The 25,120-nt window shown below is 53.7% G+C and carries 24 protein-coding genes; 16 read left to right on the forward strand and 8 right to left on the reverse strand.

Annotation, left to right across the window (positions count from 1 at the left end; all coding sequences use genetic code 11):
• The first annotated feature begins 78 nt into the window (after positions 1 to 78).
• Positions 79 to 534, forward strand: a complete 456-nt coding sequence (locus FHS19_RS13260) for an SRPBCC family protein (protein WP_183582269.1) — start codon at positions 79 to 81, stop codon at positions 532 to 534.
• A gap of 154 nt (positions 535 to 688) precedes the next feature.
• Here the strand turns inward: FHS19_RS13260 and FHS19_RS13265 are convergent, their stop codons facing one another.
• The 3 genes from FHS19_RS13265 to FHS19_RS13275 form a co-directional block, all read right to left on the reverse strand.
• Complete coding sequence (locus FHS19_RS13265; RefSeq protein ID WP_183582270.1) at positions 689 to 2,068, reverse strand: ABC transporter substrate-binding protein; 1,380 nt, start codon at positions 2,066 to 2,068, stop codon at positions 689 to 691.
• Positions 2,069 to 2,207: 139 nt separating this feature from the next.
• Complete coding sequence (locus tag FHS19_RS13270; RefSeq protein ID WP_183582271.1) at positions 2,208 to 3,032, reverse strand: carbohydrate ABC transporter permease; 825 nt, start codon at positions 3,030 to 3,032, stop codon at positions 2,208 to 2,210.
• Positions 3,029 to 3,970, reverse strand: a complete 942-nt coding sequence (locus FHS19_RS13275) for a carbohydrate ABC transporter permease (RefSeq protein WP_246426559.1) — start codon at positions 3,968 to 3,970, stop codon at positions 3,029 to 3,031. The genes FHS19_RS13270 and FHS19_RS13275 overlap by 4 nt, the downstream gene beginning before the upstream one ends.
• A 244-nt stretch (positions 3,971 to 4,214) precedes the next feature.
• On the opposite strand from FHS19_RS13275, the gene FHS19_RS13280 reads away from it, so the two are divergent.
• The 4 genes from FHS19_RS13280 (at position 4,215) to FHS19_RS13295 (ending at position 8,090) form a co-directional block, all read left to right on the forward strand.
• Entirely contained in the window at positions 4,215 to 4,640 is a 426-nt protein-coding gene (locus FHS19_RS13280; RefSeq protein ID WP_204797523.1) for a cell wall hydrolase, read from the forward strand.
• 66 nt (positions 4,641 to 4,706) lie between these two features.
• Entirely contained in the window at positions 4,707 to 5,231 is a 525-nt protein-coding gene (gene gerQ, locus FHS19_RS13285; protein ID WP_183582274.1) for a spore coat protein GerQ, read from the forward strand.
• Between the two features lie 347 nt (positions 5,232 to 5,578).
• A complete protein-coding gene (locus tag FHS19_RS13290) occupies positions 5,579 to 6,886 on the forward strand; it encodes a hemolysin family protein (protein WP_183582275.1) in 1,308 nt (435 codons plus the stop codon).
• A gap of 286 nt (positions 6,887 to 7,172) precedes the next feature.
• Entirely contained in the window at positions 7,173 to 8,090 is a 918-nt protein-coding gene (locus FHS19_RS13295) for an ArsR/SmtB family transcription factor (RefSeq protein WP_246426560.1), read from the forward strand.
• Between the two features lie 156 nt (positions 8,091 to 8,246).
• On the opposite strand, the gene FHS19_RS13300 is transcribed toward FHS19_RS13295, so the two are convergent.
• Positions 8,247 to 8,699, reverse strand: a complete 453-nt coding sequence (locus FHS19_RS13300; RefSeq protein WP_183582276.1) for an SRPBCC family protein — start codon at positions 8,697 to 8,699, stop codon at positions 8,247 to 8,249.
• Positions 8,700 to 8,986: 287 nt separating this feature from the next.
• On the opposite strand from FHS19_RS13300, the gene FHS19_RS13305 reads away from it, so the two are divergent.
• From FHS19_RS13305 to FHS19_RS13330, 6 genes are all read left to right on the forward strand, one after another.
• Positions 8,987 to 10,741, forward strand: coding sequence for an ABC transporter substrate-binding protein (locus FHS19_RS13305; protein WP_183582945.1), 1,755 nt, complete (start codon positions 8,987 to 8,989; stop codon positions 10,739 to 10,741).
• Positions 10,742 to 10,822: 81 nt separating this feature from the next.
• Positions 10,823 to 11,779 carry an ABC transporter permease gene (locus FHS19_RS13310; protein ID WP_183582946.1) on the forward strand — a complete coding sequence of 319 codons (957 nt, stop codon included), beginning with the start codon at positions 10,823 to 10,825 and terminating at the stop codon, positions 11,777 to 11,779.
• A gap of 15 nt (positions 11,780 to 11,794) precedes the next feature.
• Positions 11,795 to 12,724, forward strand: coding sequence for an oligopeptide ABC transporter permease (gene opp4C / locus FHS19_RS13315; RefSeq protein ID WP_183582277.1), 930 nt, complete (start codon positions 11,795 to 11,797; stop codon positions 12,722 to 12,724).
• Positions 12,725 to 12,738: 14 nt separating this feature from the next.
• Complete coding sequence (locus tag FHS19_RS13320; protein WP_183582278.1) at positions 12,739 to 13,722, forward strand: ABC transporter ATP-binding protein; 984 nt, start codon at positions 12,739 to 12,741, stop codon at positions 13,720 to 13,722.
• Positions 13,715 to 14,680: an ABC transporter ATP-binding protein gene (locus FHS19_RS13325; protein ID WP_183582279.1), complete on the forward strand. Its 966-nt coding sequence runs from the start codon at positions 13,715 to 13,717 to the stop codon at positions 14,678 to 14,680. Before FHS19_RS13320 ends, FHS19_RS13325 begins: the two co-directional genes overlap by 8 nt.
• Before the next feature lie 179 nt (positions 14,681 to 14,859).
• Entirely contained in the window at positions 14,860 to 15,375 is a 516-nt protein-coding gene (locus FHS19_RS13330; RefSeq protein ID WP_183582280.1) for a hypothetical protein, read from the forward strand.
• An 80-nt stretch (positions 15,376 to 15,455) separates the two neighbouring features.
• Here FHS19_RS13330 and FHS19_RS13335 read toward each other — a convergent pair whose 3' ends face one another.
• Positions 15,456 to 16,262 (reverse strand): DUF4367 domain-containing protein, encoded by an 807-nt coding sequence (locus FHS19_RS13335; RefSeq protein WP_183582281.1) that lies wholly within the window; start codon positions 16,260 to 16,262, stop codon positions 15,456 to 15,458.
• Positions 16,243 to 16,830: an RNA polymerase sigma factor gene (locus FHS19_RS13340; RefSeq protein WP_145024472.1), complete on the reverse strand. Its 588-nt coding sequence runs from the start codon at positions 16,828 to 16,830 to the stop codon at positions 16,243 to 16,245. Before FHS19_RS13340 ends, FHS19_RS13335 begins: the two co-directional genes overlap by 20 nt.
• A gap of 281 nt (positions 16,831 to 17,111) precedes the next feature.
• Here FHS19_RS13340 and FHS19_RS13345 point away from each other — a divergent pair, with 281 nt between their 5' ends.
• Complete coding sequence (locus FHS19_RS13345) at positions 17,112 to 19,394, forward strand: histidine kinase (protein WP_183582282.1); 2,283 nt, start codon at positions 17,112 to 17,114, stop codon at positions 19,392 to 19,394.
• A gap of 59 nt (positions 19,395 to 19,453) precedes the next feature.
• On the forward strand, positions 19,454 to 20,458 hold the full coding sequence (locus FHS19_RS13350; RefSeq protein ID WP_183582283.1) for an aldose 1-epimerase: 1,005 nt from the start codon (positions 19,454 to 19,456) through the stop codon (positions 20,456 to 20,458).
• 98 nt (positions 20,459 to 20,556) lie between these two features.
• Here FHS19_RS13350 and FHS19_RS13355 read toward each other — a convergent pair whose 3' ends face one another.
• Complete coding sequence (locus FHS19_RS13355) at positions 20,557 to 21,045, reverse strand: zinc ribbon domain-containing protein (protein ID WP_183582284.1); 489 nt, start codon at positions 21,043 to 21,045, stop codon at positions 20,557 to 20,559.
• 291 nt (positions 21,046 to 21,336) lie between these two features.
• Here FHS19_RS13355 and FHS19_RS13360 point away from each other — a divergent pair, with 291 nt between their 5' ends.
• From FHS19_RS13360 to FHS19_RS13370, 3 genes are read left to right on the forward strand one after another with little or no spacing between them, the layout of a single operon-like run.
• Positions 21,337 to 22,275 (forward strand): helix-turn-helix transcriptional regulator, encoded by a 939-nt coding sequence (locus FHS19_RS13360; RefSeq protein WP_183582285.1) that lies wholly within the window; start codon positions 21,337 to 21,339, stop codon positions 22,273 to 22,275.
• A gap of 21 nt (positions 22,276 to 22,296) precedes the next feature.
• Positions 22,297 to 22,995 carry an AlkZ-related protein gene (locus tag FHS19_RS13365; RefSeq protein WP_183582286.1) on the forward strand — a complete coding sequence of 233 codons (699 nt, stop codon included), beginning with the start codon at positions 22,297 to 22,299 and terminating at the stop codon, positions 22,993 to 22,995.
• Between the two features lie 25 nt (positions 22,996 to 23,020).
• Positions 23,021 to 23,920 carry a hypothetical protein gene (locus FHS19_RS13370; protein ID WP_183582287.1) on the forward strand — a complete coding sequence of 300 codons (900 nt, stop codon included), beginning with the start codon at positions 23,021 to 23,023 and terminating at the stop codon, positions 23,918 to 23,920.
• Between the two features lie 242 nt (positions 23,921 to 24,162).
• Here FHS19_RS13370 and FHS19_RS13375 read toward each other — a convergent pair whose 3' ends face one another.
• Positions 24,163 to 24,927: an SDR family NAD(P)-dependent oxidoreductase gene (locus tag FHS19_RS13375; protein WP_221223913.1), complete on the reverse strand. Its 765-nt coding sequence runs from the start codon at positions 24,925 to 24,927 to the stop codon at positions 24,163 to 24,165.
• Positions 24,928 to 25,120: the final 193 nt, after the last annotated feature.

Here is a 25,120-nt window from a genome sequence, read left to right on the forward strand (position 1 = left end):
TTACTTGACTTGCCAAAGCCTGCTGTCTATGATGATGCAAGCTCTGAAATCCATAAGAAGAGGGAGGAAATGAACCGAATGGACAAGCGCTCCTTTGTTTATGTCACCTATATCGCTGCGGCTCCCGAGAACCTTTGGCAAGCGTTGACGGATGGCGATCTGACCGAGAAATACTTTTTCGGAACACGGGTGGAATCCGAGTGGACGGTCGGCTCAGCCGTGAACTATCTACGGGGCGGCGAGGTGACCGATTATGGCGAGGTGCTGACCTGCGATGCGCCCAGACAGCTGTCTTTTACTTGGACCTATAAGGGGGACAACTCGCCCCGGAACAGTCCTGGCGTCGTCAACTTTGAGCTGCAGCCCATGGGTTCGGTCGTGAAGCTGATCCTCCGGCATGAGAATTTGCTGGACAGCGACTTTGTTGATGAAGAACGAACCTTTGAAGGGTACAACAACGGCTGGCCGGCGATTCTCAGCAATCTCAAAACCTTTTTGGAAACAGGTCAGACACTGCCGCCGATCACCCTTTAACGGGGTCGCAGACCATGTTTTTCTTGTCAAAGGCAAAACGAAAGCCGGAGTTCTCGAATGAGGACTTCCGGCTTTTCCTGTTTGTTGCTGCTATAAGAACTGTCTTCGCCCCTATGAGAGGGGTCATGCTAAGGATTCACGCTAATGGTGGGTCTTAATGGCCCACCGTTTTGTTATATTCCTCGATCTTGCTCGTAATTTCCTTGGCGGCATCATCCAAGGCCTGCTTGGACGTTTTCTTGTTGTTAAGCACTTCCTCGATCGCTGTTTCCGTCAGCTGGCGCGCTTCGGGGAACACGCCCATCACCGCGCCCTGGGTAGCGAGGCTTGGCTCGGTTTGATGCAGCTGGTCTACGGCCGTCTGGAACTGCGGATACTGCTTCATGTTGTCTTTCACGTTCTGTTCGTCATAAGCTTTGGTCGTAATCGGGAAGTAGCCGGTATTGATATGCCATTCCGCTTGAGATTTCGGCTCGGCCAGAAATTTGATGAACTCCCAGGCCGCTTTTTGTTCGGCTTCCGGCCGATTGTTCAGGATCCAGTTGCTAGCCCCGCCGACAATGACTCCGCCTTTCGTAGCGGCATCCGGCTTCGGCAGGAAGGCGGTACCGACTTCGAACTTATCCCCGGCAGCCTTGACGATGCTGCGCAGCGAAGCCGTGGAGTCGAGCGTCATGGCGATTTGTCCGGCGGCAAAGGCCTTGGACGTATCATCCGTCTTGCGACCGAGGTTCAAGAGCGACTTGTCGTCCACCATTTGCTTCCACCAATCGAGCGTCTTGACAGCCGGGTCGCTGTTCAGCTGCGAAGCGGTGGCCATGCTCGTTCTGCCGTTGCCGTTGTTCAGGAGCTCTGCGCCCTGATTGGCCAGCAGCTGCTCCATAAACCAGCCGTAGATCGCGAAAGAGCCGCCGGCTTGTCCCTGCTTGGTCAGCTTCTTCGCCGCGTCTGCCACTTCGGCGAACGTGGCCGGCGGCTTCTCTGGATCCAGTCCGGCTGCTTTGAACGCGTCCTTGTTGTAGTACAGTATTGGGTTGGACGTGTTAAACGGCATGGAGTACAGCTTGTCGTCAAATTTGTAATAGTTCAGAATGTTCGGTTCGAGGCTGGAGATGTCGTATTGGTCCGCATCAATGAACTGCTGCACGGGTGTAATCGCCTTGGTGTCGATCATGAAGCGGCTTCCGATCTCGTACACCTGAATCAAGGTAGGACCGCTGTCCGAGCCGAGCGAAGCTTTGAGCTTGTTCATGCTCTCGTCGTACGTCCCCTGGTACTCCGCCTGAACGACGATATCTTTATGAGACGCGTTAAATTCATCCACCAGCTGCTGCGCCGCTTTTCCCACATCCCCGCTCATGGAATGCCACCAGACCACTTTTACCGGACTGCTGCCGCCGGAATCGGAAGCCGCGGCATTGGCCGTATCCTCCCCGGTAACTTGGCCGCCGCTGGATGTTCCGCATGCTGCCGTAATCAGCATCATGCAGGATAGAAGCATCATGGCGAGTGATTTCTTGCCGAATGGTTTCATCTTCAACAATCTCTCCCTTTTTGAAATCGTTAATTTATATCGGAAATTACAAGCCGGCCGGAACTCCAGCCGCCTTATAACAACGACCCGGTTAGTGTAATGGACTGAATATGCGTGGATAGACGTTTGTCTACTGTCATTAACCTTTAAGCGCACCTGCCGTAATTCCCCGTACCAACGGCTTCAGACCGATGATCAGGAGCAGGAGGGAGGGCAGCAGAAGCACGACGATGCCGGCCATGACGACGTTCCAGGCAGTGACCTCCTCAAACTGCAGCATGCCAATGCCGATCTGTACGGTCCGCATGCTTTCCTTGTTCGTAATGAGCAGGGGCCACAAATAATTGCTCCAATTCGTCAAAAAGGAATAGACGGCAAGGGTTGCCAGGGCCGGCGCCGACAAAGGCAGCACCAATCGGGAAAAGATACGGAGATGGCCGCAGCCGTCGATTTTCGCCGCCTCGAACAGTTCTTTAGGCAGCTGCAAAAAGTACTGTCTGAGCAGAAACGTGCCGAACGCCGATGCGATAAATGGGACGATCAAGCCTTGATACGTATCGACCCAATGCCAGCTGCGGACCGTCAAATAATTGGGAATCATCGTGACTTCCCACGGAATCATCATCGTCGACAGAAACAGGGAGAACAGCAGCGCCTTGCCGGGAAAGCGCAAGAATGCGAAAGCATACGCCGCCAGGCTGGCCGTAATCAGCTGGCCGAGCATGATGGCCGTGGCAACGACGAAGCTGTTGCCGATGAACCGGGCCACCGGAATGGTCTGGAACACCTGAACGAAGTTGGCGAAGTGCAGTCCCGAAGGAAGCAGCCTGGGCGGGTACGCCGCCGATTCAGCGCTGCTCATGAAGGCCGACGACAGCGTGTACAGCAGAGGAAACAAGATTGCCAGAGACGCCAGGATCAACAGAAGGTAGAGCACCGGCTGCTGGATTCTGCTAAGGGTCATTGGTAATGCACCTTCTTTTCACCGAATTTAAACTGCAGGATCGTCAGCGCTGTGATCAAGACAAACAGGATCAGCGCCTGCGCACTGCCGCTGCCGAAGCGGTAGTTGATGAACGCATCCTGATAAATGTTGTACACGAGCACATCGGTGCTGTTCATCGGGCCGCCTTTGGTCAAAATGTTGATCTGAGCAAAGGATTGGAACGCGCTGATGATCGACACGACCCCGACGAAGAAAAGGGATGGAGAGATCAGCGGCAGCGAGATCCGGAAGAACGTCCGTAACGATCCGGAGCCGTCGATCTTGGCGCTTTCGTACAGGTCGTCCGGAACGCCCTGCAGGCCGCTCAGCAGCACAATGTAGTTGAAGCCAAGGTTCAGCCAGACGGTCATGATCGCGATCGAAGGCAAGGCCCACTTGGGGTCGGTCAGCCATTGGATCGCCGGAATGCCGAGAAAGCTAAGCCCGTAATTCAGAATGCTGAGGGTCGGGTGGTACAGAATCATCCAGATGACAGAGCCTGTTCCAACCGAGACGGCCATCGGCAATGAAAAGATAAAACGGAAGATCTTCATGCCTCTAAGCTTCTGATGGGACAAGGCGGCAAGCAGCAGGGCGGCCGCGGCGCCGGTCGGCACAGTTAACAGGATGTATTTTACGGTTACCCACAGGCTGTTATAGAACTGGTCCGAGCTCAGCACGGCCGTGAAATTGTCGACTCCGACGAATTCGGCAATCCGGCCCTGCGGATCCGTCAAAAACAAGCTCAGGTAGACGGATTTACCCAGGGGGTAAAACAGGAAGATGCCGAAAACGATAAGGGAAGGAGCCAGGAAGCAATAAGCCAGCAGGCGTTCCTTCCAGCGGGAAACGCGCAGGGAATTCAACGGGATGGCCCCGGCATGGGAGCGGGATCGGGGAGGATTTGGTAACGTCATGTCTTTTTCCATCAGCCTGGTTCGACCTCACTTTATAAGGATGTGGACTTTCCTTACCCAGTATAGTGAGGCGTTGTTAACGGGAAATCAGACGAATGTAAAGCTTTTCCGATAAACGGACAACTTTGTCAAATGCTTGTAAATCAGCTGCAGGAAAGGACAAGAATCGCAATTTTTCTGGTCACCAACTGGGCGGATGCACATACACTGTAGAGGAAAACATCGAAGCAAGGAGGATGGACCTTTGGCTGTCATCAAAACCAATTCGGAGCAAACCAGGCTGCTGGCACGGCTTATGAGAGCGGAAGCGGAATCCGAAGGAGACCTGGGCATGTTGATGGTCGGCAACGTCGGGGTGAACCGGGTGCTCGGCAATTGCCTGGATTTCAACAATATCCGCAGTATTCAGGATATGGTGTTTCAAAGTCCCGGCGGGTTTGAGGCCACGCAAAAAGGGTACTTCTATCAAAGAGCAAGAGACGCCGACATCAGGCTCGCAAGGCGGTCAATTAATGGCGAAAGAACCTGGCCGGCATCCAATGCGCTGTGGTTTTTCCGACCGACGGGGGGATGCCCGCCGACCTGGTACAATCAGCAGAACACCGGACGTTTTAAATCCCACTGCTTCTTCAGCCCAACCGCCGCGGATTGCCCACGAGTCTATGGATAGACCTTCAAGCAGCACATGGGACATGGTTTTCCAATTTGCCATATATAAAGGAGGATGCAAAACACAATGATACAGCAACCGTTCCGACCTGTTACGTATTCTGGAGGAGGTTATCCCGGCGTCTCCGGCATGGGTCCGATGGGCCAGCACGGAATGATGGGCCCGATGGGCCAGCAGGGGATGATGGGCCAGCAGGGGATGATGGGGCAACAGGGGATGATGGGACAGCACGGAACTACGGGAACCGTGCCGCCGCCTTTAACCAGCGGCAGCCCGATAACCCAAACCGGAGCCGTGATCCAGGCGCCGCCTTCCCAGCAATTTGAGCAATCGTACGTTGAGAACATACTTCGCCTGAATTTGGGCAAAACGGGCACCTTTTACATGACATACGAAAACAACTCGCAGTGGAATGCAAAAATATTCACCGGCGTCATTGAGGCCGCAGGCCGTGACCACATCATCATCAGCGAACGTTCGACAGGCAAAAGAATTATTTTGCTGACGATCAACCTGGACTACATCACGTTCGACGAGCCGCTGATCTATCAATATCCAGGTGTTATCGGCAACCCGCCGACAACCCGTTAAACTGCATTTCGCCCATAAATCCCATAACAAATGACGAAAAAGCCGTCCCTGGTGTCTGAATTGACAAGGGACGGCTCTTTTAGCCTGGCAACCGCTCGATTGCTTGGAATATCAGGCCGTCCCTGAATGATGCAGTCATACCTTGCCGTTTGACTGTGTAGTGTATAATTATATAATTAAGTATAGTGTAAATATTGAGCTATAGTTTTCGTTTATTTGAAGGGAGATGAATCCATTGGGAAGTTGACGGCCTATTCGCAGCAGAGGATAACGGTGGTTCACCATTTTAAATTACGAAGGAGGTGTACCTATTTGCCGGTCAAGGATGACGGTGAATAGGAAGCAGATTGGGAGACCCCTTACCGAGTTTGATATGGGTTTTTATACTCGTATTATTAAACGGTTTTTTTGTATCGGTTGAATTTGCCATGGTCAAGGTCCGGAGCAGCCGGGTAGAGACTTTGGTGGAAGAAGGACGAAAAGGCGCGGTGTATGCCCGCAAGATCGTCAACAATTTGGACGCTTATTTGTCCGCTTGCCAGCTGGGCATTACGCTCGCTTCGCTGGGGCTTGGATGGCTCGGCGAACCGGCGGTCGCGACGCTGCTCAGGCCTTTGCTTCATTCGCTTGGGTTTGGAGAAGCAGCCGTACACGGCATTGCGGTCGTCATTGCATTCCTGCTCATTACGATTCTCCATATCGTGCTTGGAGAACTGGCGCCGAAGACGATGGCCATCCGCAAGGCGGAATCGGTCGTGCTGATGTCGTCGGCCATCATGATATATTTCAACAAATTGATGTACCCGTTCATTTGGGTATTAAACGGATTGGCAGGCAGCCTGCTGCGGGTGTTCCGTGTCGCCCCGGCTTCCGAGTCGGACTCGGCGCATACGGAGGAAGAAATCCGCATTTTGATGAAAGAAAGCAACAAAAACGGACTCATTGACAATACGGAAATGGCACTCGTTGACAACATATTCGAATTTGCGGAAACGACCGGACGGGAAATCATGATTCCCCGGACGGAGATGATCTGTCTGAATACACAGCTGTCCCGGGAGGAGAATCTCGAGATCGCTTATGAAGGCATGCGGACCCGGTACCCTGTCTGTGACGGGGATAAGGACCATATCATCGGCTTCCTGCACATTAAAGACTTATTACATTCCACAACGCTTGAATACAATACTTTGATACGTCCGATCCTGACTGTGCCCGAATCCATCCAGATCAGCGCATTGCTGAAACTGATGCAGCGGGGCAGAACCCAGATCGCCATCCTGATCGACGAATATGGAGGCACATCCGGGCTGGTTACCCTGGAAGACATTATGGAAGAGATCGTCGGAGAAATTCAGGACGAATTCGACGAGGAGCGTCCGGGAATCGAGAAAATCCGCGACGACGAATATTCGATTGACGGATTGATGCTGATTGAAGAAATTAACGAACGCTTTGGTCTGGAGCTGGATACAACCGATTACGATACGATCGGCGGCTGGCTGTACTCACGCATCGAGGCGATTCCTCCGCAGCGAGGACTGTCGGCAGAACTGGACGGCCACATTTTCATAGTGGAAGAAACGGATAATAAGCGCATTTCAAGGATTAAGCTCCTGAAGCCGGAGGTCATGGCAGAGGAAGCGGGCGCGTAGAGTTATAACATATAGGGGAAGTTCACGGGAGCAGTCCGCGGATTGGCGGGTGCTTTCTGAAGGGCACAGTGCTGCAGCGCTGTGCTCTTTATATTCACGGGTTAGACCTTCAATTTTTCTTAGTAAATCGATAAGGAATCCTTATATTGCGTTTCATTATGAGCTGAAAAGGCAGCAATTCGATCGAATGCCGTTTTGACTCTCGCACGGTGATTCGTTAAAGGAGTGGAACATCAGGAAGCATTCACGTTATAATGATTACTAATTTGAGAGGGGGAACCGAGGATTGGATTACCGCATTGACATCAAATTCGAGCCCGTACATGAATTTATGAACAGCCTTCATACCTATATTTGCCGGGCGTCCTACAAAAAGATCGATCTGTCCCCTTCGTGGGCAACGGCCACCAAGAAACAGCTCAAGCCGGAATTTGCCGCCATGCTGGACGAGATGCTCGTGAATGGCGACTGGTGGAGCTTTGCTTACCTGCTGGGCCTCCTCGTTCCGGAGGGCAGGGGAGTCGAGGGATTCCTGGACTGGCTGGAGAAGCTGACGATTCAGGACGTGGTCCAGCTGTTCACTGCGAACGGCAATGAGTTTCCGGACGAAGATTTGGAAGTTTTTCTAGCCCGGACGAGATTGATGTTTGAGCAATGGTACGAGCAGTACTTCCGGAACGTGGATCCGGCCATTCTGCAGGCGCTTGACCGGGAGAAAGAGGAGCGGCTGCAGCAGCTGGCGGACGCGGACCGGGCGGATTTTGTCGACGAGACGACCAACGGCATGCTGTTCAAACCGGTAGACAGCGCGGACGAGCTGGTGCTCATTCCGCAGTATCATTTTCAACCGGTCAACATGGTGACCCATTATGGCCGAAAAATTTACTGCCATTATAATTCCCGCATTTATTTGGGAGACGATGATTATATTCCGACCCATGACCTGCGGATGATCCGCAGCCTCGGCGAAAAAAGCCGGCTTAAAATTTTGCGCTTCCTGCATGGAGGACCGCGGACGTTCACAGAAATCGTCAGTCATGTCCAGCTGTCCAAGGGCATCACGCATGACCACATCTCGAAGCTGCGCACCGCAGGGTTGATCTACGCCCATTTTGAAGGGGAGAACCTGACCGAATACAGCCTGAGAAAACGGGCCATCCATCAGATGCAGGATCGGCTGCTCGGGTACATAGAAGAAGGCTGAAACTTTGCTATCAATTGGAACTGCAGAGCAGTAGGGACCTAATACCCGACTGGAAGCTTAGGCAGCAGATCCCAGAGAGCGATGCGAGCAGATATAATGATTAAAAATAGCCTGGCCGTAAATGATACGGAACCAGGCTATTTGTACGCTAACCATTTACGGCCGGCTGAGCATATGTTCTTCGGACTCGATTGCGGCTTTGAGCTCGTCCAGCAGCTGAAGCCACGTACGGACATGCCACTGCCTTGCAGCCATGCCTTGCGGCGTATTTTTCCATCCGATATGCATCACGCTGAGGCGGGTAAGGTCTTCCATCTGTTTGAAATTCACCTGCACCATCGTTAAATCCCCGTCCAGATTCATCGTCTCCGCAAAAACTTCAGGTCCTTTCCACTCAAACTGGAGTACCCGCGGCTTCTCATATTTGAGCAATTTGCATCCGGTCGGCGTTTGATCATTCGGGTTAGGGTACAGTTCGTACCGGCCGCCTTCCCATGGTTCAATCCGTGCTGCAGGAGCCAGCCACGCCTTGACGCGGTCTTCTTCCGTCCAAGCCCTCCATACCAGATCCAGCTCTTTCTCAATGAATATTTCATGTTTAATGGTCACTGTAATGAAGTCTCCTTTGGCCAGTCGTCAATGAATCTATGATTTACCCTATCCTAGCATATTTTGGCGGTCGAAGTCATGCCGAACCAGGAACAAAAAGGGGCCGTTGCCTTCCGCTGAAACGGGCTGCTGGCCTTACAGAAAACGCATATGACAAACTTTCAGAAAAAAACTTTTAGTTCTCTATTTACAGAACTCGAATTGGTTTCTATAATAACGATATCATCTACAAATATAAATCATACTTAATTCATCGGAATGGTGAGCAAAAACGGGAGGTTATGATGATGAAAAAAGGAGTGTACTTGCTAACTTCGCTGTTGATCGTTGGATCACTGCTGGTTACGGCATGCTCGAACAATAGTGATAACGGGGGTTCATCCAGCGGAACGGCTCAAACGGAGCAGGGCGCGAAAGACACAACGGCCTCGTCCGATGCCGGAGGAACATCTGCACTGACCGAGCCTTATACGGCAGCCGACTTGTCCAAACTGCCCGATGTGGCCAAGCAGCGTACAGACACGATTATCGTGGCGCTGACCGATCCGAGCGGCGCGTTCACGCCTTATTTTACCCAGAGCGGATATGATGGCAACGTAAACTCTCTATTGTTCGGTTCGCTGGTGACGGTGGACGATCAGGGTTTGCCGGTCCCGGACCTGGCGGAGAAATGGGACATTTCCGAAGACCAGAAGACAATAACATATCATCTTCGGAAGGATCTGAAATTCAGCGACGGTTCACCAATGACGGCTGACGATGTGGCCTTTACGTGGACGATCCTGTTCGATCCGTCCTATGACGGCGACTCGATCATTCCGAGCACGATCGCGATCCAGGGAGCGCAGGATTACAAAGACGGCAAGGCGAAGAGCATTTCCGGCATCAAGGTCATCGACCCGCAGACGATTTCGGTCACGCTGGATAAACCGAACGCTACGGCGCTCGTTATGCTCGGCTCGAACATTTTGTCCAAGGCATACTACGGCAAGGATTATAAATTCGGCGACCTGAGCTATATCAAAAATCTGCATCAGACACCGGTCGGCAACGGCCCATACAAGCTGGAAAAATTCATTCCGGGCCAGGAAGTCCGTTTTGTCGCCAATGAGAATTACTATAAAGGCAAACCGAAGACCGAGCACTTCATTTATAAAACGTCCGAAGGCGACGCTTGGCAGTACTTGGAGACGGGAGAGATCGACTATACCTCGTTCCCGGCCACAACCGAGAATATCGAGAAGCTGAAATCTCTCGGCTTCACGAACATTTTGCCTTACACGGCCAGCAACTACGGTTACCTGCAGGTCAACCTGGAACACGAAGCGTTGAAGGATAAGAAAGTGCGCCAAGCGATTGCTTACGGCCTTGACCGTCAAAGCATTTACGTGGACGCCAACGAAGGTGCCGGGGCCGTAGCCAACATTCCGGCTCCGCCGATCTCCTGGGCTTACACCGAAGACGGCGTTAACCCGTACAAATTCGATACGGAAAAAGCCAAGCAGCTGCTGGACGAAGCCGGCTGGAAAGTGGGCGCCGGCGGTATCCGTGAGAAAGACGGCAAGAAGCTGACGATCCACTACCTGGGCTCGAAGAGCAAGCAGACGGATATCTTTATTCCGGTGGCTAAAGAGAACTTCCAGGCGATCGGCGTCGACTTCCAGCCGGAAGTGTTCGCCGACTTCAACTCCCTCGTGTCCAAAGTGGAGAGCGGAGATTACGATCTCGTATCCTTCTCGACTCCACTGCTGCAGGATCCGTCGGACGGCGTCATGCAGTTTATTGACGGGGAAATCAAAGCCTACGACAATCCGAAGGTCAAAGAGCTCTATGACAAAGCGCTCGCGACTTCCGACATCGAAGAGCGCAAGGCCATCTACAAAGAGCTGTTCCAGCTGCTGAATGACGAGCTGCCGGTCATCTTCACGAACTACAAGAAGACGGTGTACGGGTACAACGGCCGCATCGAGAACCTGAAGGTCAGCCCGTTCGTCGGACTTGCCAACAGCTTGCCTGACTGGTCGCTGAAGCCGGTACAATAATCAGAAGGACCCACAATGGAGTCCCCCGACCGCGAAGCAGCCGCTTCAGCGGCGGGGGACCATGTAATTAGGAGGCGAATGATGGGCACTTATTTGACGAAGCGTATCATTTACATGATCGTCATCCTGTTTGCGGCATCCTTTTTGATCTTCAGCCTCTACGCGCTGACTCCAGGGGACTTCATCAGCAGCAACATCAAGCTGAGCCCGGAGCGTAAAGCAGAGTTAAGGGAGATTTACGGACTGAGCAAGCCGCTGCTGGAACGGTACGGCATATGGATGAACAACGTATTTCACGGAGATTTCGGTTTCTCGCTGGCGCAGCAGCAGCCGGTGCTGAAGCTGTTCAACCAGTATATTTGGAACTCCTTCCTGTTGGCGGTCATATCCACGTTTTTGACCTGGGTCATCGCCGTGATTATCGGAGTTGTTTCCGCTTATAAGCAGTATTCCTGGTTCGATACGATCGTGATGGTGGCCATTTTTGCCGCCATGTCGATCCCTTCCTTCTTTATCGGCTTGTTCCTGATCAAGATTCTGGCCGTCGATCTGAAATGGCTCCCGCCGGGCGGAATGTTAACGACGGGAAGCAACGCGACCGGCTGGGCTTATATTAAGGAAGTCATTCATCACATGACGCTGCCTGTGATCGTTATGACGCTGCTCGGCGTCGGCTCGCTGACGCGCTATTTCCGCAGCAATATGATCGACGTCATCAAACAGGATTATATCCGCACGGCCCGGGCGAAAGGGTTGAAAGAGGACAAGGTTCTGTTCAGGCACGCTCTGCGCAATGCGCTGCTGCCGGCTATCACCCTGGTTGGCTTTGAACTGCCGGCCCTGTTCGGTGGATCGATTATTATCGAAAAAATCTTTAACTGGCCGGGGATCGGCCAGCTGTATATGCAGTCCTTCAGCCTGCGGGATTATCCGCTGCTCATGGGCTTCACGATGCTGCTGGCGATTCTGACGGTCATCGGCACGCTGCTCTCGGATGTGCTCTATCACATTGCCGATCCGCGCGTGCGGCTGCATTAGGGAGGGGAGACGCAAATGGCTATCCATAGCACACCAGTCACCGATGCCGTTCCGGCAGCAAAAACGACGCCGAAGTCTTCCTCCTTATTCAAACAGTCGATGCGGAGGCTGCTGCGTAACAAGCTGGCGATTTTCGGACTTGCCGTCGTGGTCATCATGTTTATCGCTTGTTTCCTGGGACCCGTATTTTCGCCTTATGCCGATAACAAGATTCATATGAACGTGATGAACAAAGCGCCGAGCATGAAGCACTGGCTCGGAACCGATGCCTTGGGCCGTGACGTGCTTACGCGGGTGCTCCAGGCCGGACGCATTTCCTTGACGGTAGGTCTGGCATCCATGTTTCTATCCGTGTTTATCGGCGCGCTGCTTGGCGCGATCGCCGGTTACTACCGGGGGATCGTGGACCAAATCATTATGCGGATCGCCGACTTGCTCCTGACCATTCCGGGACTGCCGCTGCTGTTTATTTTCGGCGCGCTGCTGTCGGAGTGGAAGGTGCCGACGAATTACCGGATGTATATCGTTATGCTGATGCTCGGTCTCGTCAACTGGCCGGGGCTTGCCCGGATGGTCCGGGGGCAGATGCTCAGCCTTCGCGAGCGTGAATTCATGCAGGCCGCCGTGGTGCTCGGTCTGCGCGACCGCCGCAAGCTGTTCAACCACCTGCTGCCGAATATCGTTCCGCTCCTGATCGTTATTGCGACGCTCAATATCGGTGGATCGATCCTCAGCGAGTCGGTGCTCAGCTTCTTCGGCCTAGGCGTCATGCCGCCGACGCCGACATGGGGGAATATGATCGACGCGGCGAACAATCTGATCGATTTTCAGGAGCATCCATGGCTGTGGATTCCTCCAGGATTCTCTATTTTTATCACGGTAATTGCCATCAATATATTTGGAGACGGACTCCGGGATGTGCTGGATCCCAAACAGAAGAGGTAGGTGAACAGCGTTCTATGAAAGATCTCATTAAAATCGACCATCTGCGCACGCATTTCTTCAGCGACAAAAACGTAGTTAAAGCCGTAAATGACGTCAGTCTGCGCGTCCGGGAAGGCGAAACGGTATGCGTCGTCGGCGAATCGGGCTGCGGTAAAAGCGTAACCGCCATGTCCATCATGGGTCTGATTGAGGAACCGGGAGGCAAAGTGGTCGGCGGAAGTATCGAGTTTGACGGCCGGGACCTGCTGAAGCTCAGCAAAAACGAGCTGCGTACGATCCGCGGGAATGACATCTCCATGATCTTTCAGGAGCCGATGTCTTCGCTGAACCCGGTTCTGAAAATTGGACAGCAGATTATGGAGCCGCTTATTGTACATCAGAAGCTGAGCAAGAAGGAAGCCCGCGCCCGTGCGATCGAGCTGATCGAGCAGGTGGGGATCTCACGGGCGGAGCAAATCGCCGATTCCTATCCGCATGAACTGAGCGGCGGCATGCTGCAGCGGATCATGATCGCGATTGCGATTTCGTGCGGTCCGAAGCTGCTGATCGCCGATGAGCCGACGACGGCACTGGACGTCACCATTCAGGCTCAAATTCTGGATATGCTGCGCGAGTTCAAGAAGAAGTCGAACATGTCCATGATGCTGATTACCCACGATCTGGGCGTCGTGGCCGAAATGGCGGATTACGTCGTTGTTATGTATGCCGGTAAAGTCGTGGAAGAAGGCGAAGTGGTGAAGCTGTTTGAGTCGCCGAAGCATCCGTACACGCAGGGGCTGCTGAAGTCCAAGCCGATCATTAATCAGCGTCAGGATGAGCTCTATTCAATCCCGGGGCAGGTGCCGAATCCGCTGGATCTGACCGATTCATGCTATTTCCACGACCGCTGTGCGCACTGCATGGACATTTGCAGAACCAAGCAGCCGGTGCTTAAGGGAGTCGCGGATCAGCAAAAAGCCGCTTGCTGGCTGTACGAGGAGGCGGTCGTTCATGTCTGATGCATTGCTTGAAATCAGCCATTTGAAAAAATATTTTCCGATCCATAAAGGTCTGCTGAACCGCACCGTCGGTCACGTGAAGGCCGTAGATGATATCAGCATTACGATCCGGCCGGGCGAAACGTTCGGGTTGGTCGGCGAGTCCGGCAGCGGCAAAAGCACGGTTGGCCGCACAGCCATCCGCCTGATCGAGAAGACGTCAGGGGAGGTCAAGTTCAAGGGCATTAATATCTACGACCTCCCTCCCGAGGAGCTGCGCAAGCTCCGGCCGAGCATGCAGCTGATTTTTCAGGATCCGTACAGTTCCCTGAACCCGCGGATCCGCGTCGGAGACGCCATCGGCGAAGCGCTGCTGGATCACGGCTTGGTGCCGAAAGCGGAGATTCGCGACCGGGTATTGGAGGTACTTCAATCCTGCGGATTGTCCTCCTATCATATCGACCGGTTTCCGCATGAGTTTTCGGGCGGGCAGCGGCAGCGGATCGGAATAGCCCGGGCACTGGTGCTCAATCCGGATCTCATTATTGCCGATGAGCCCGTTTCCGCGCTGGATGTATCCATTCAAGCGCAAATCATCAACCTGTTCCGCAAGCTGCAGGAAACCCGCGGACTGGCATACTTGTTCATTTCCCACGACCTGAGTGTCGTGGAGCATTTATGCACGCGGATCGGCGTCATGTACCTGGGCTCCATGGTCGAGACGGCGACCCGGGATGAGCTGTTTAAAAATCCGCTGCATCCCTATACGAAGGCGCTGCTGTCGGCCGTGCCGATACCGATTCCCAAGCTGAAGCGGGAGCGCATCGTGCTTAAGGGCGACATTCCGAGCCCTTCCAATCCGCCTTCGGGCTGCAAGTTCCATACGCGCTGCCCGTTTGCCGTGGCCCGCTGCAAAGAAGAGGTGCCGGAGTTCCGCGATGCAGGCGGCGGTCATTTCGTGGCCTGTCATCTAGTGTAACTGCCCCTTGTTAGGGGAAGGGAAACCCCCGTTTCGATCGAAACGGGGGTTTTTTAGTGCTTTTAATGAAAATGTGAGAAAAAAGCAAAGAAAATGATGAAAAAATGATGAAACCTATGAAAGGAGGGCGCCGTTAATAGTAGTGTAATTCAATATTTCCTAAAGGAAAGGTGAGAGTCATGACGAAGAAATGGATCAACCACAAACTGCTAGCCATTATTGCCGCCACTACCGTACTCAGTATGCTTCTCGCGACCGGGGCGGGTGCCGAACCAGCCGGAGCCGATGATGCGGACATTTCCGCAGCCGCCGTGAAAGAACCGGGAGCTTTGACAACTCCTCCACCGCCTGAACCTTTCATCATGAGCTTTGCGTCCTTCACATACTTGAACAACTGCTACGCCTCGGCCTCCCTCGTGAACAGCAAAACCGTTGCTTTGAAGGCCAGTACTTACGCCAAACAGAGCGTTGACAAGATCGGTGTCGATCTGACCCTGCAGCGCTGGACCGGATCCGCATGGGTCGATATGGAAACGAGACCGTTCTTGAACACTGGAAACAGTTATGTATCCGGGGATTACAACGGTACCGTGGCCACGGGATATTATTACCGCGCCAAAGCCTATCATACCGTATATCAAGGATCTGCTTTCGAACAGACCACCACGTATTCCCAACAAGTGTTGGCCAAATAGGATAACAAATACAAAGTGACCGCCCGCAGGCGGTCACTTTGTGATCAACGTTGAATATGGATATGCCGATAAATCTATTATTAAGGAAGAGTTTCGACCAAGTTGAGAATTTCCTCTTTACTGGCCGTCGCCACGATGTTCAGCTGCACCTTATTATATTTCATGATCAGCGAATTCATGTTGCTTTCGGTGTAATAGGCTTCATAACCGTTTTTGAGCTTGATCTTGACAGGCTCTCCGTTCGTGAAGTAGCCTGTGCTTGAATTCGGGAGAATCCGGCTCACGGTAATAAACAGATTATCGTCTTCCTTTGGCCCAGTATAAAGCATGGTAATCTCGTTATATTTCTTTGTTTCCAGATCCTTTGCTATAACGGTGGATTCCTTGAAATGATAACGCTCGGGAATACGGCCGCTAAAATCCGGAATGGTAAAGCTCAACTCTTTCTGCACTTCGCTGAGCGGGCGCGTTGTTGGTACACCCTGTTCCGAAGAAATGATTTTTCCATCCCCTGGCGGCGGTTCCGGCTCCCCGTCCAGATAATTTGGCGGGGGAGGGGTTTTCGCAATGCCTTCTGCAGACTGCTCGTCTTGGAAGACCACATTCTTAACGCCATCACCCAAGTCGACGATAGAGTCAATCAGTGGAGAAATCGCCTTCGTCACGGCTGTGGAACTGAAAATGACCGCGCCGGCCACAAAAGATGCGGCTACCACGCCGCCAAGCTGCAGGTGCCGTTTACGTCTGTGGGAACGGTTCACTTCGTTAAGCCGGGCCTGAACCTTATTCCATGATGCCTTCTTGCTATCTTCGGACGTCAAGGAAGTTGAAGAGGCTGCCTTCTCGAAGGCGGAATCAAACCATTCTTCAAATTTTTCGCTTTTCATCCTTTACCCCCCACTCCTTAAAGAGCATTTTCTTGATACTTTCGCGTGCCCGGTACAGACGTTGTTTGACGGCATCCTCGGTAACTTCAAGCAGATCGGCGATTTCCCGGTACGACAAGCCCTTTCGCCAGCGATACTCGACCAGAACCCGGTATTCCGGTTTCAGTTCCCTTAAATACTGGACAATCGATTCTTCCATAAACTTCGTTTCTATCGTATTTTCGATCGACACCGTCGGCTGCGCAATCTCTTCTTTATACATAAAGACACCTTCGACATCGACTTGGTTACGGTATTTTTTATTTTTTCGCAAATAATTTATGGTCGTGTTACGTGTAACGACCTTAAGCCAGGCCTTCAGCTTGGCTTCATTCTCAAACACGGGTTTGCTCTTGATAATTTTAATGAAAGCATCCTGGATAATATCTTCCACCACGGAATGGTTTTTCACGATATACATGATCATGCCGTAGGCATAATCATAGTACTCATAATAGATTTCTTCCTGTAAATCCCGGCTGAGATCGTTGTAATCCGTAGACACAAGAAGCCGGATCATGTTCGGCATGGTTTTCCCCTCTTTCCCATTCGCCCGTCTCTCGTCTGTTTTATCTCATCTTTCCCATTTTACATGATATGTCCAGTTTAGCCTATTCCTTCATGTAAAAAGGACAAGGTAGGAACAGCGTGAATCAGGCTGATATAGCCCCTTTTTTTTTCGAAAAAGACGCCAGATCGGACGATTTCAGCATAGGGTGTGCCAAAAACGGCGGTGAACGATTTTACAAATAAGGCTGCGAACAGGTAAGATTCAGCACATATCAACAATGTGCGGAAGGGGCAGGGGCCATGGGGGATTACAGACGCAAATCGCCTGAAGAAATTCTCGAAGAAATCCATAGACTGCGGCGGGGGCGGCTCAAAATCATCATCGGGGCGGTCACCGGTTCCGGGAAAACCTATCACATGCTCCGTGAGGGTCAGACCCTGAAATCCCAGGGGATTGACGTCGTCATATGCGCGGTATCCACGCTGCAGCGTGCGGAAACGAAGAAGCAGCTCGCAGACCTGGAAAGGGTGCCGAGCATCCACTGGCATGAAGGAGAGACGGAATACAAGGATTTGAATCTGCCGGGCATTGTAAGCCGAAACCCCGAAGTTGTTCTTGTAGATGGATTGGCTCACCGAAACCGCAAGCACGCCGAGCATCGAACCCGGCTGGAAGATATCCAGTTTCTGCTGAATAACGGCATCAGCGTCATCACGACCGTTAATGTGTATGAAATTGAAGGCATTCATGAACTTGCCCGCAAATGGACCGGGGTAGAGGTCAGGGAAACCGTTCCGCTAACGACTCTGGGTATGGCCGACGAGGTTCGGCTGATCGACGTTTCTCCGGAAACGCTCATCTCCCGGTTAAACGAAGGCCATCTGCGGAGCCGCCGGGACGGGGCGTCCTTTACCCGCAAGGATTTGGCCCTCCTTCGGGAGCTTGCGCTGCGCTTGATGGCCGAAGATGTGAACCAATCGCTGGAGAAGTTCCGCGAGCATGAGGGGATCAGCGGTCCATCCGGTGCTTCGGAGCGTATCCTGGTGGCTGCGCAATACCATTGGAACGGCTCCATTTATGTACGGCGCGGGCAGCAAATTGCGAAGCGTCTGAACGGCGAACTGCTTGTCGTTGTTTTTACGCGGCCCAAGCCGTCACTGTCGCGCGAGGAAGAAGCATTTAAGCGTTCCTTGCACAAAATGGCGGACAAAACGGATGCCAAGCTGGAAGAGCTGCCATTGTCGTCTCCAAGACGGTTTGCCAAGTCGCTGATCCGGTATGCCTTTGATCAAAAGGTGACCCGGATCGTGCTGGGGCATTCCCGAAAAAGCCGCTGGCAGGAGCTGTGGCAGGGCTCGGTGACGAACGGGATTTTGAAGCATGCGCATGGCATTGATGTATTCTGGGTGGCCGACCGTACGGCGCAAGGGGAACCGCGGATTCTGCCTGCCCGACTTAAACTGAACAAGAAGGTCGAAGGCTATCACCGCCTCAGCGGAGAGGAATTGAATGAGAAGGTGAGGCGAATCCAGCGCGGCCGGTTTAAAATTTATATCGGCGCGGCACCCGGCGTGGGCAAAACGTACACCATGCTTCGCGAGGGGAATGACATATTGGCCAAGGGAACGGATGTGGTTATCGGGTGGCTTGAGACGCATGGCCGCGCGGAGACGGCGGCGCAGGTCGGCAGTTTGCCTGTTATCCTACCGAAGGAGGTTTCCTATAAAGGGACTACGCTGCGGGAAATGGATACAGAGGCGCTGCTGGCAAGAAGTCCGGAGCTCGTGCTCGTCGATGAGCTGCCTCACACCAACATGCCAGGCAGCCGTTTTCGCAAACGGTATGAAGATACTTTGCTGCTGCTGGAGAATGGGATTTCGGTAATAACAACCTTGAATGTTCAGCATCTGGAGAGCCTCAACGATGCCGTCGAGCGCATCGCCGGCATCCGGGTCTCCGAGACGGTTCCGGACACGCTGCTGTCGATGGCCGATGAGGTGGAGCTGATTGACGTTACACCGCAATCACTGCAGGAGCGGATGAGGGATGGGAAAATTTATGCAGCGGACAAGGTCGATCAGGCGCTGGGTTCCTTTTTCCGCACAGGGAACCTGATCGCGCTGAGGGAGTTAGCCCTCCGGGAACTGGCCGACGATGTGGACGAGCGGCTGGAGTCCTGGCAGCGGAATATGTCCCTTCGCGGACCATGGAGAAAGGAGGAAGTCATCTTTGTGTGCATCCTCCCCGGAACCTCTGCCGAGCGCCTCATACGGCGCGGATTTCGGATCGCCTACCGGCTCAAGGCAGCGCTTCACGTGACTTGCGTCCGCATGGAAGGCCAGGATTGCGACCTGGGGCGATGGCAGGGGCTGACCGAAAGCCTGCAGGGGCATTTCGGCATTCTTGAAACGGACGGGTGGAAAGGACTGCCGGCCAAAGTGCTGGGACAGGCTGAACAAATCCATGCCACGCAGTTGATCCTAGGACGCCCAGAAGGAGGGGGGGTCAATAGATTTGCCCGCCGGATAATGCTCAAACGAATGATTCATGGGGCCAGCCGGATCGATGTGCTTCTCGTATAATGCCACAAATGGTATATTAGAAGAACATTCCTTTTAATTATGAACAGGAGGAGAACAAGTTGACACAATTTGCGGCATTTGAAGGCGAGTTTCAAGGGGAAAAGGCCGTCTGGCTGAAGCATGGAAAATACGAGGCGGCGGTGCTGCCTGAGATCGGCGCCAATCTGATTTTGTTCCGGGACACGGAGCAAAACTTCAAGTATTTGCGGGAACCGGAAGCCGGTGAAATGGAAGACTTTAAGGCGAATCCGGGTGTTTATGGCATTCCGGTACTGTTTCCGCCCAACCGCTACGACGGCGGCAGATTCGAATGGGAAGGCAAAGTCTACCAGTTTCCGATTAATGAAGAAGCCACGGGCAACCAACTGCATGGATACATTCATACGATCCCATGGACCGTGGATTACATAACCAGCGACGATTATGAAAGCGCAGTCGTCGTGTCCCAGCATGTCGGGGAAGGGCATTTATATAAAAAGTACCTGCCCTTCGATTTCACGATTACGCTGCGGTACTCCCTGAACCGGGAAGGGCTGCGGCAGCAGGTCACGATCACCAATGACGGCAAAGAAAAAATGCCTGTGCTGCTGGCGTTCCATACGGCGGTCAATGCCCCGTTTGTACCGGGAAGCGAAGCCAAGGATTACCGGGTTAAAATTACGGTCGGTGAGCGCCGCGAGCTGGATGACCGGATGCTGCCGACGGGTGCCTTCCAGCCGCTGTCTCCGGAAGAGGAACAGCTCAAAGGGGAAGGCGTGTACCCTTACTTCACCGAAATGGACTTCCATTATACAGCTGTGCCGCAAGACGGACGCAACCGGATGGAACTCACGGATACACGCACCGGGGACGTTCTGATTTATGATGTAGGTACCAGCTATAAGCACTGGATGGTTTGGAACCAGTTCGCCGGCGGCAAATTTTTCTGCCCTGAGCCTCAGATCAATCTCGTCAACGCTCCGAATATTAAGAACATTCCCGCGGAGGAGATGGGATTGTTCGGCTTGAACCCGGGCGAGAAGTGGGAAGAGACAAGCTTTCTGTATGCGCTGACAAGAAGCTAAGCAGCGCGGCCGGGGCTTCCTGCCCCGCGCCTGAAATGAACGACCAAACGCCGTGTCCCTGCTGCAGTGTGGGATACGGCGTTCTCTGGTTTACGCATTTATGATTCTTCGTGCAGAAGCTTATGGCCGCAGCTGCGGCAGAAATGATCCGTAAATGAGGCCGGCTCTCCGCATTTGGTGCAGTAGGCGCTTTTGGGAATCGAGCTTGCGCCGGCTGCCGGATGAACGACCACCGTATGGAACTGCTGGCCGCAGAACGGGCAGTAGGTCGCATCCGCGGGAAGCATTTTGCCGCATCCGCATTCCTTCAGGTTTTGCAGGTGCTGGATTTTCCGCTGGAGCTCTTCCACCTCTTTTTCCAGGGCAAAAATCGCTTCCCGGTATTTCTGAATCTCCCCGCTGGGGATCGTGCTTTCCGGTTTCTCCATGGACTGGTGAACGATACGTCCGATTTCCGTATAATTTTTTTCGATTTCCTTTTCCTTCGCCGCTGCCTGGAACTTCAGGGTCGTGGACTCGACCGTGTTCTGTGCCTTCTTGCCGGCATCCGAAACGCCCTGCTTGATTTTGTTGAAAAAGTTGGACATGACGGGTTTTCTCCTCCTTGCTTCCGTGTTCTGATGAAGCCTCCGCGTCGGTCACAGCGGTTCTTCATATCCTGTCCAGTCGTTTGACTCGCGTTTATGCTATTGTATGGCTCTTCCCAATGCATTATAACTGAGCCGGGGCGGAAGGGAAAGTCCCGCCAGCGCCCTAAACCGCGTCATTCGACAACTTCTGCATCATGTTAAAAAAGAAAATCGGCCAAACATTGGTGACATCCAAGTTGTCACCGATAGGCTGATACAATGATTCTGCAGCGTGAAGAGGTGAAAAACATGAACCGTATGGACCGCCTGATGGCGATACTCATCGCGCTTCAGCAGGGCAATCAGACAGCCGCAGGGCTCGCCGCCAAGCTTGAAGTGTCGCGCAGGACCATTTTGCGGGATATGCAGGCGCTCTCTGAAATGGGCATCCCGCTTGCCGCGGTGAGCGGCCCCCAAGGCGGCTATTATCTGATGGAGGGATATCAGCTGCCGCCACTGCAGCTCAATTCCCGCGAAGCCCTCTGCCTGCTGTTCGCGCTGGAAGGGCTGACCCGTTACGCAGACACGCCGTTCAACTCGGAACGGTGGACCGTGCTGGACAAGATCAAGGCCATCCTGCCCCGGGAAACCGCGGAGACGGTCCATCCAATGCTGGATCGCCTGGAAGTAGAGGTGCCCAAGCGTAAATATACCGTGCCGCACTTGAACGAACTGCTGGATTATGCCTCCCGCAATCAGTGGGTATCGGTGTTCTACCAATCGATGAACCACCGGCGCAGACTGCTGATCCATCCGCTGAGGATTTACGCCGCCAACGGGTTTTGGTACTGCGATGCCTACTCGCAAGCCCATGGGGAGCAGCGGATCTTCCGGATCGACCGGATGTCGGAGCTTCGTCCGGAAGACCCGCCTGAAGCTGGTGTAAGCGATGGCGGCCGTCATCAAGGAAAGTCGGATCCCCAAACGGTTCATATCCGGGCGAAGCTGACCTACCGCGGTATGCTTCAGGTCGAGCGGGACGAGCATGTCGGCGAGAGGATCAGAGCCATCGGAAACGAAGAGTGGCTGGCGGATTTTCATCTGCCGGTGTCGGAGTGGCACTGGGCGGTGCAGCTCTTTTACTCGCTCGGCACGGAGGCGGAGGTGCTTGAGCCCGAGGCTCTTCGCCGGGAGGTTTGCACCAAGGCTGCGCGCCTGCTGGCCGCCTATGAATCAGACCATACATAAGATGTTGGAGGAGATGATCAAGTGCTCAAGGAATATGAAGAAAAACCGTTATCCATCGAATGGTATGAGGACGCTTGTGATTTGATCGCCCGTGTCGGCATCCTGCCGCTGGCCGGCTTAATTCCGGGACATCCGTCTCTGGACGGGGTCACGCCCAAGGAGCATTGGCATACGGGAACCGAACGGGATCCCTGGCTGTGGCGCGCCCGGTTTCCCGGCGACGGGACGGCGGCTTACGGCAAGTTCATCAAAAAGAAGGCGGTGCTGATATCGGCGGATTGGTTTCCGTTGGTTCAGCGGCTGCTTGGTAATGAAGGGGATCCCGATAAGCGTTACCGGGACGGCTTGCTCTCCAAGCCGGCATGGGAGCTGTACCAGCTGATTCGGGACGATGAAGGGATCGAGACACGTGAGCTGCGGGCCCGTGCAGGCATGAAATCGCCGGACCGGAAAAAGGAGTTCGACCAAGCGCTGGCGGAGCTTCAGGGGCAGCTCGCCATCGTCATTTCCGGTGTCAAGGAGAAGCGGAATCTGCTCGGAGAGAAAAACGGCTGGAGCAGCACTTCCTACCAGACGACTGAGGATTGGATGCTTCTGTATGATATCGAGCGATACCGGGGAACGAGGGAGCAGGCGAAGTCTGAACTGAAGTTGAACATGGAAGAAGCATGCACGCCGGAAGCAGCCGCGTTTTTGCAGAAATGGTTTGGCATCCGGTAATCCGAATTAAAGGAGGAGTATGTTGATGGAAGCAAAGGAAGGAAGAGCAGACCGCATGGAAAAAGCCAGAGCGTTCGTGCTTGCCAACGCGCGGCTGCTGGACCGGCGGCGTTATGAAATGAGATTCGATGGAGGAACCGCGGATGCGGTTATTGCTGCGCTTAAGGCCTATCAGAACCCTGACGGCGGGTTCGGGAACGCCCTGGAGCCTGATATGCGTACATCTGCAAGCCAGCCTGTGGCGGTAGAGCAGGCGCTCTGGATCATGGACGAGGCGAACCGGTTTGATGCGGATATCATCGCGGGGATCGCGTCATATCTTAAATCGGTCACCGTCCCGGCCACAGGCGGCTTCCCCCGGGCGCTTCTGTCCGTCAATGACGCCCCGCATGCCCCTTGGTGGATCACGGAGGACGACCAGCAGGCATCGTTGAATCCAACCGGAAATATTCTCGGTTTGCTCTACAAGCAGACGGCCGTGAACGATTTCAAGGAAGAAGAATGGTTCACGCGAAGCGCGGAATTTGCCTGGAGCCGGATTCCCCAGGCCGATCAGACGGATTATCACGACCTGCACCAATGCATCACCTTTTTGCAATACGCTCCCGATCGAAGAAGGGCCTCAGCGATGCAGGAGGAGCTGAATCGCTGGCTCCGGCAGCCGGGCGTCATCGAGCTTGACCCCCGCGCGGAAGGCTATGTCCACAAGGTGCTGGACTGGGCGCCGGTTCCGGCCAGCTACGCCGCGGAGCTGATCTCCCCGGCGGATATCGAGCGCCATCTGGATGACTTGGAAGAACAGCAGGAGGCGGATGGCGGATGGAAGGTGTCTTTCCCGTCCATCAGTCCGGGCAATGGAGCGGAATGGCGGGGGCTGATCTCGGTCAACCGGCTGATCACGCTGCGGGCGTACGACAGGCTGTAGTAATGTCATATGGAAGAACAGCTGAAGAACAGCCAGTGAACTTGCCAAATGTTATGGCTTAACAAGCAAAAGGACAGCATCTCGCTGTCCTTTTATTGCTGATATAGCCTGACTCTGCGTCTGATTGAGATTCATGGATGGAGTCGGGGCCGCTTGTTCCGACAGGGTCGGCCGTATGCGGCATTCCTGGTAGGATTGCCGTATCCCTGTAAAATTTTCTGGCAAGTTATCATATGTAGCATCTAAATGGCCGGCATAACGTTGCCGCCGTTCACCGGAATGTACGCCCCGGTGATAAAGCTTGACAAGTCGGAAGCCAGGAACAGTACCGCATTGGCGATCTCCTGGTCGGTGCCTCGGCGCTTGAGAGGAACGCTGCTCGAATACCCTTCGCTAACCTCGGTGTTATTCTCTCGGTCGCGGTCGCTAATGGTCCACCCGGGAGCGACCTGATTGACCGTGATGTTATGCTCGCCGACCTCCTTCGCGAGCACGCGGTAGACGCCGTCCATGCCGCGCTTGCCGGCAACGTAAGCGGATTGGCCTGGGAAGTTCTGCATGGAGCACTCGGTGTTGATGCCGATCATCCGCCCTTGCTTGCGCTCGATCATGGCCGGGATGAAGGCTTTGGCCAAAAGGACGTTCTGCAGCACGCAGGATTCGAACTGGCCCCGGTAATCCTCGACCGGCTGGTTCAGCACGCTGGTCCATTCATATTGAATGACAGCGTTTGCGACAACGATGTCAATCACCTGCCACTCACCCAGCAGGCGGTCTCTCATCGCTGTCACCGATGCGGCATCGGTGATGTCGGCTTGAATGGCGATGCAGCGCCGGCCCAGCGCCTCGATTTCCTGCTTCAGCTCCAGTGCTTTTTGCTCATTGCCGCGGTAATGGACGGCCACATCGGCCCCGGCACGGGCCAGCGTACGGGCCATGACTCGCCCAAGCTGGCCGGAGGCGCCGGTGACCAGGGCGGTTTTCCCTGTAAGATCTATAGATATCATCAAACTGCTCCTCTCCATGGTAGGTGAATTCGTACAAAATCGTACCACCGGTATCCATGAGCGTCAAATAGAATCTATGGCTTTTTACCAGAACGTGAGGTGGGAAGGGGCATACAGACCACGTTTCACGGAAGGTTTGCTTGCGATTATCGAATGGCACACCTTCGCTGACCATTAATAATTCTACAATCTA

It is taken from the genome of Paenibacillus rhizosphaerae (assembly GCF_014192015.1).
In the GTDB taxonomy this organism is placed as follows: domain Bacteria; phylum Bacillota; class Bacilli; order Paenibacillales; family Paenibacillaceae; genus Paenibacillus_AQ; species Paenibacillus_AQ rhizosphaerae.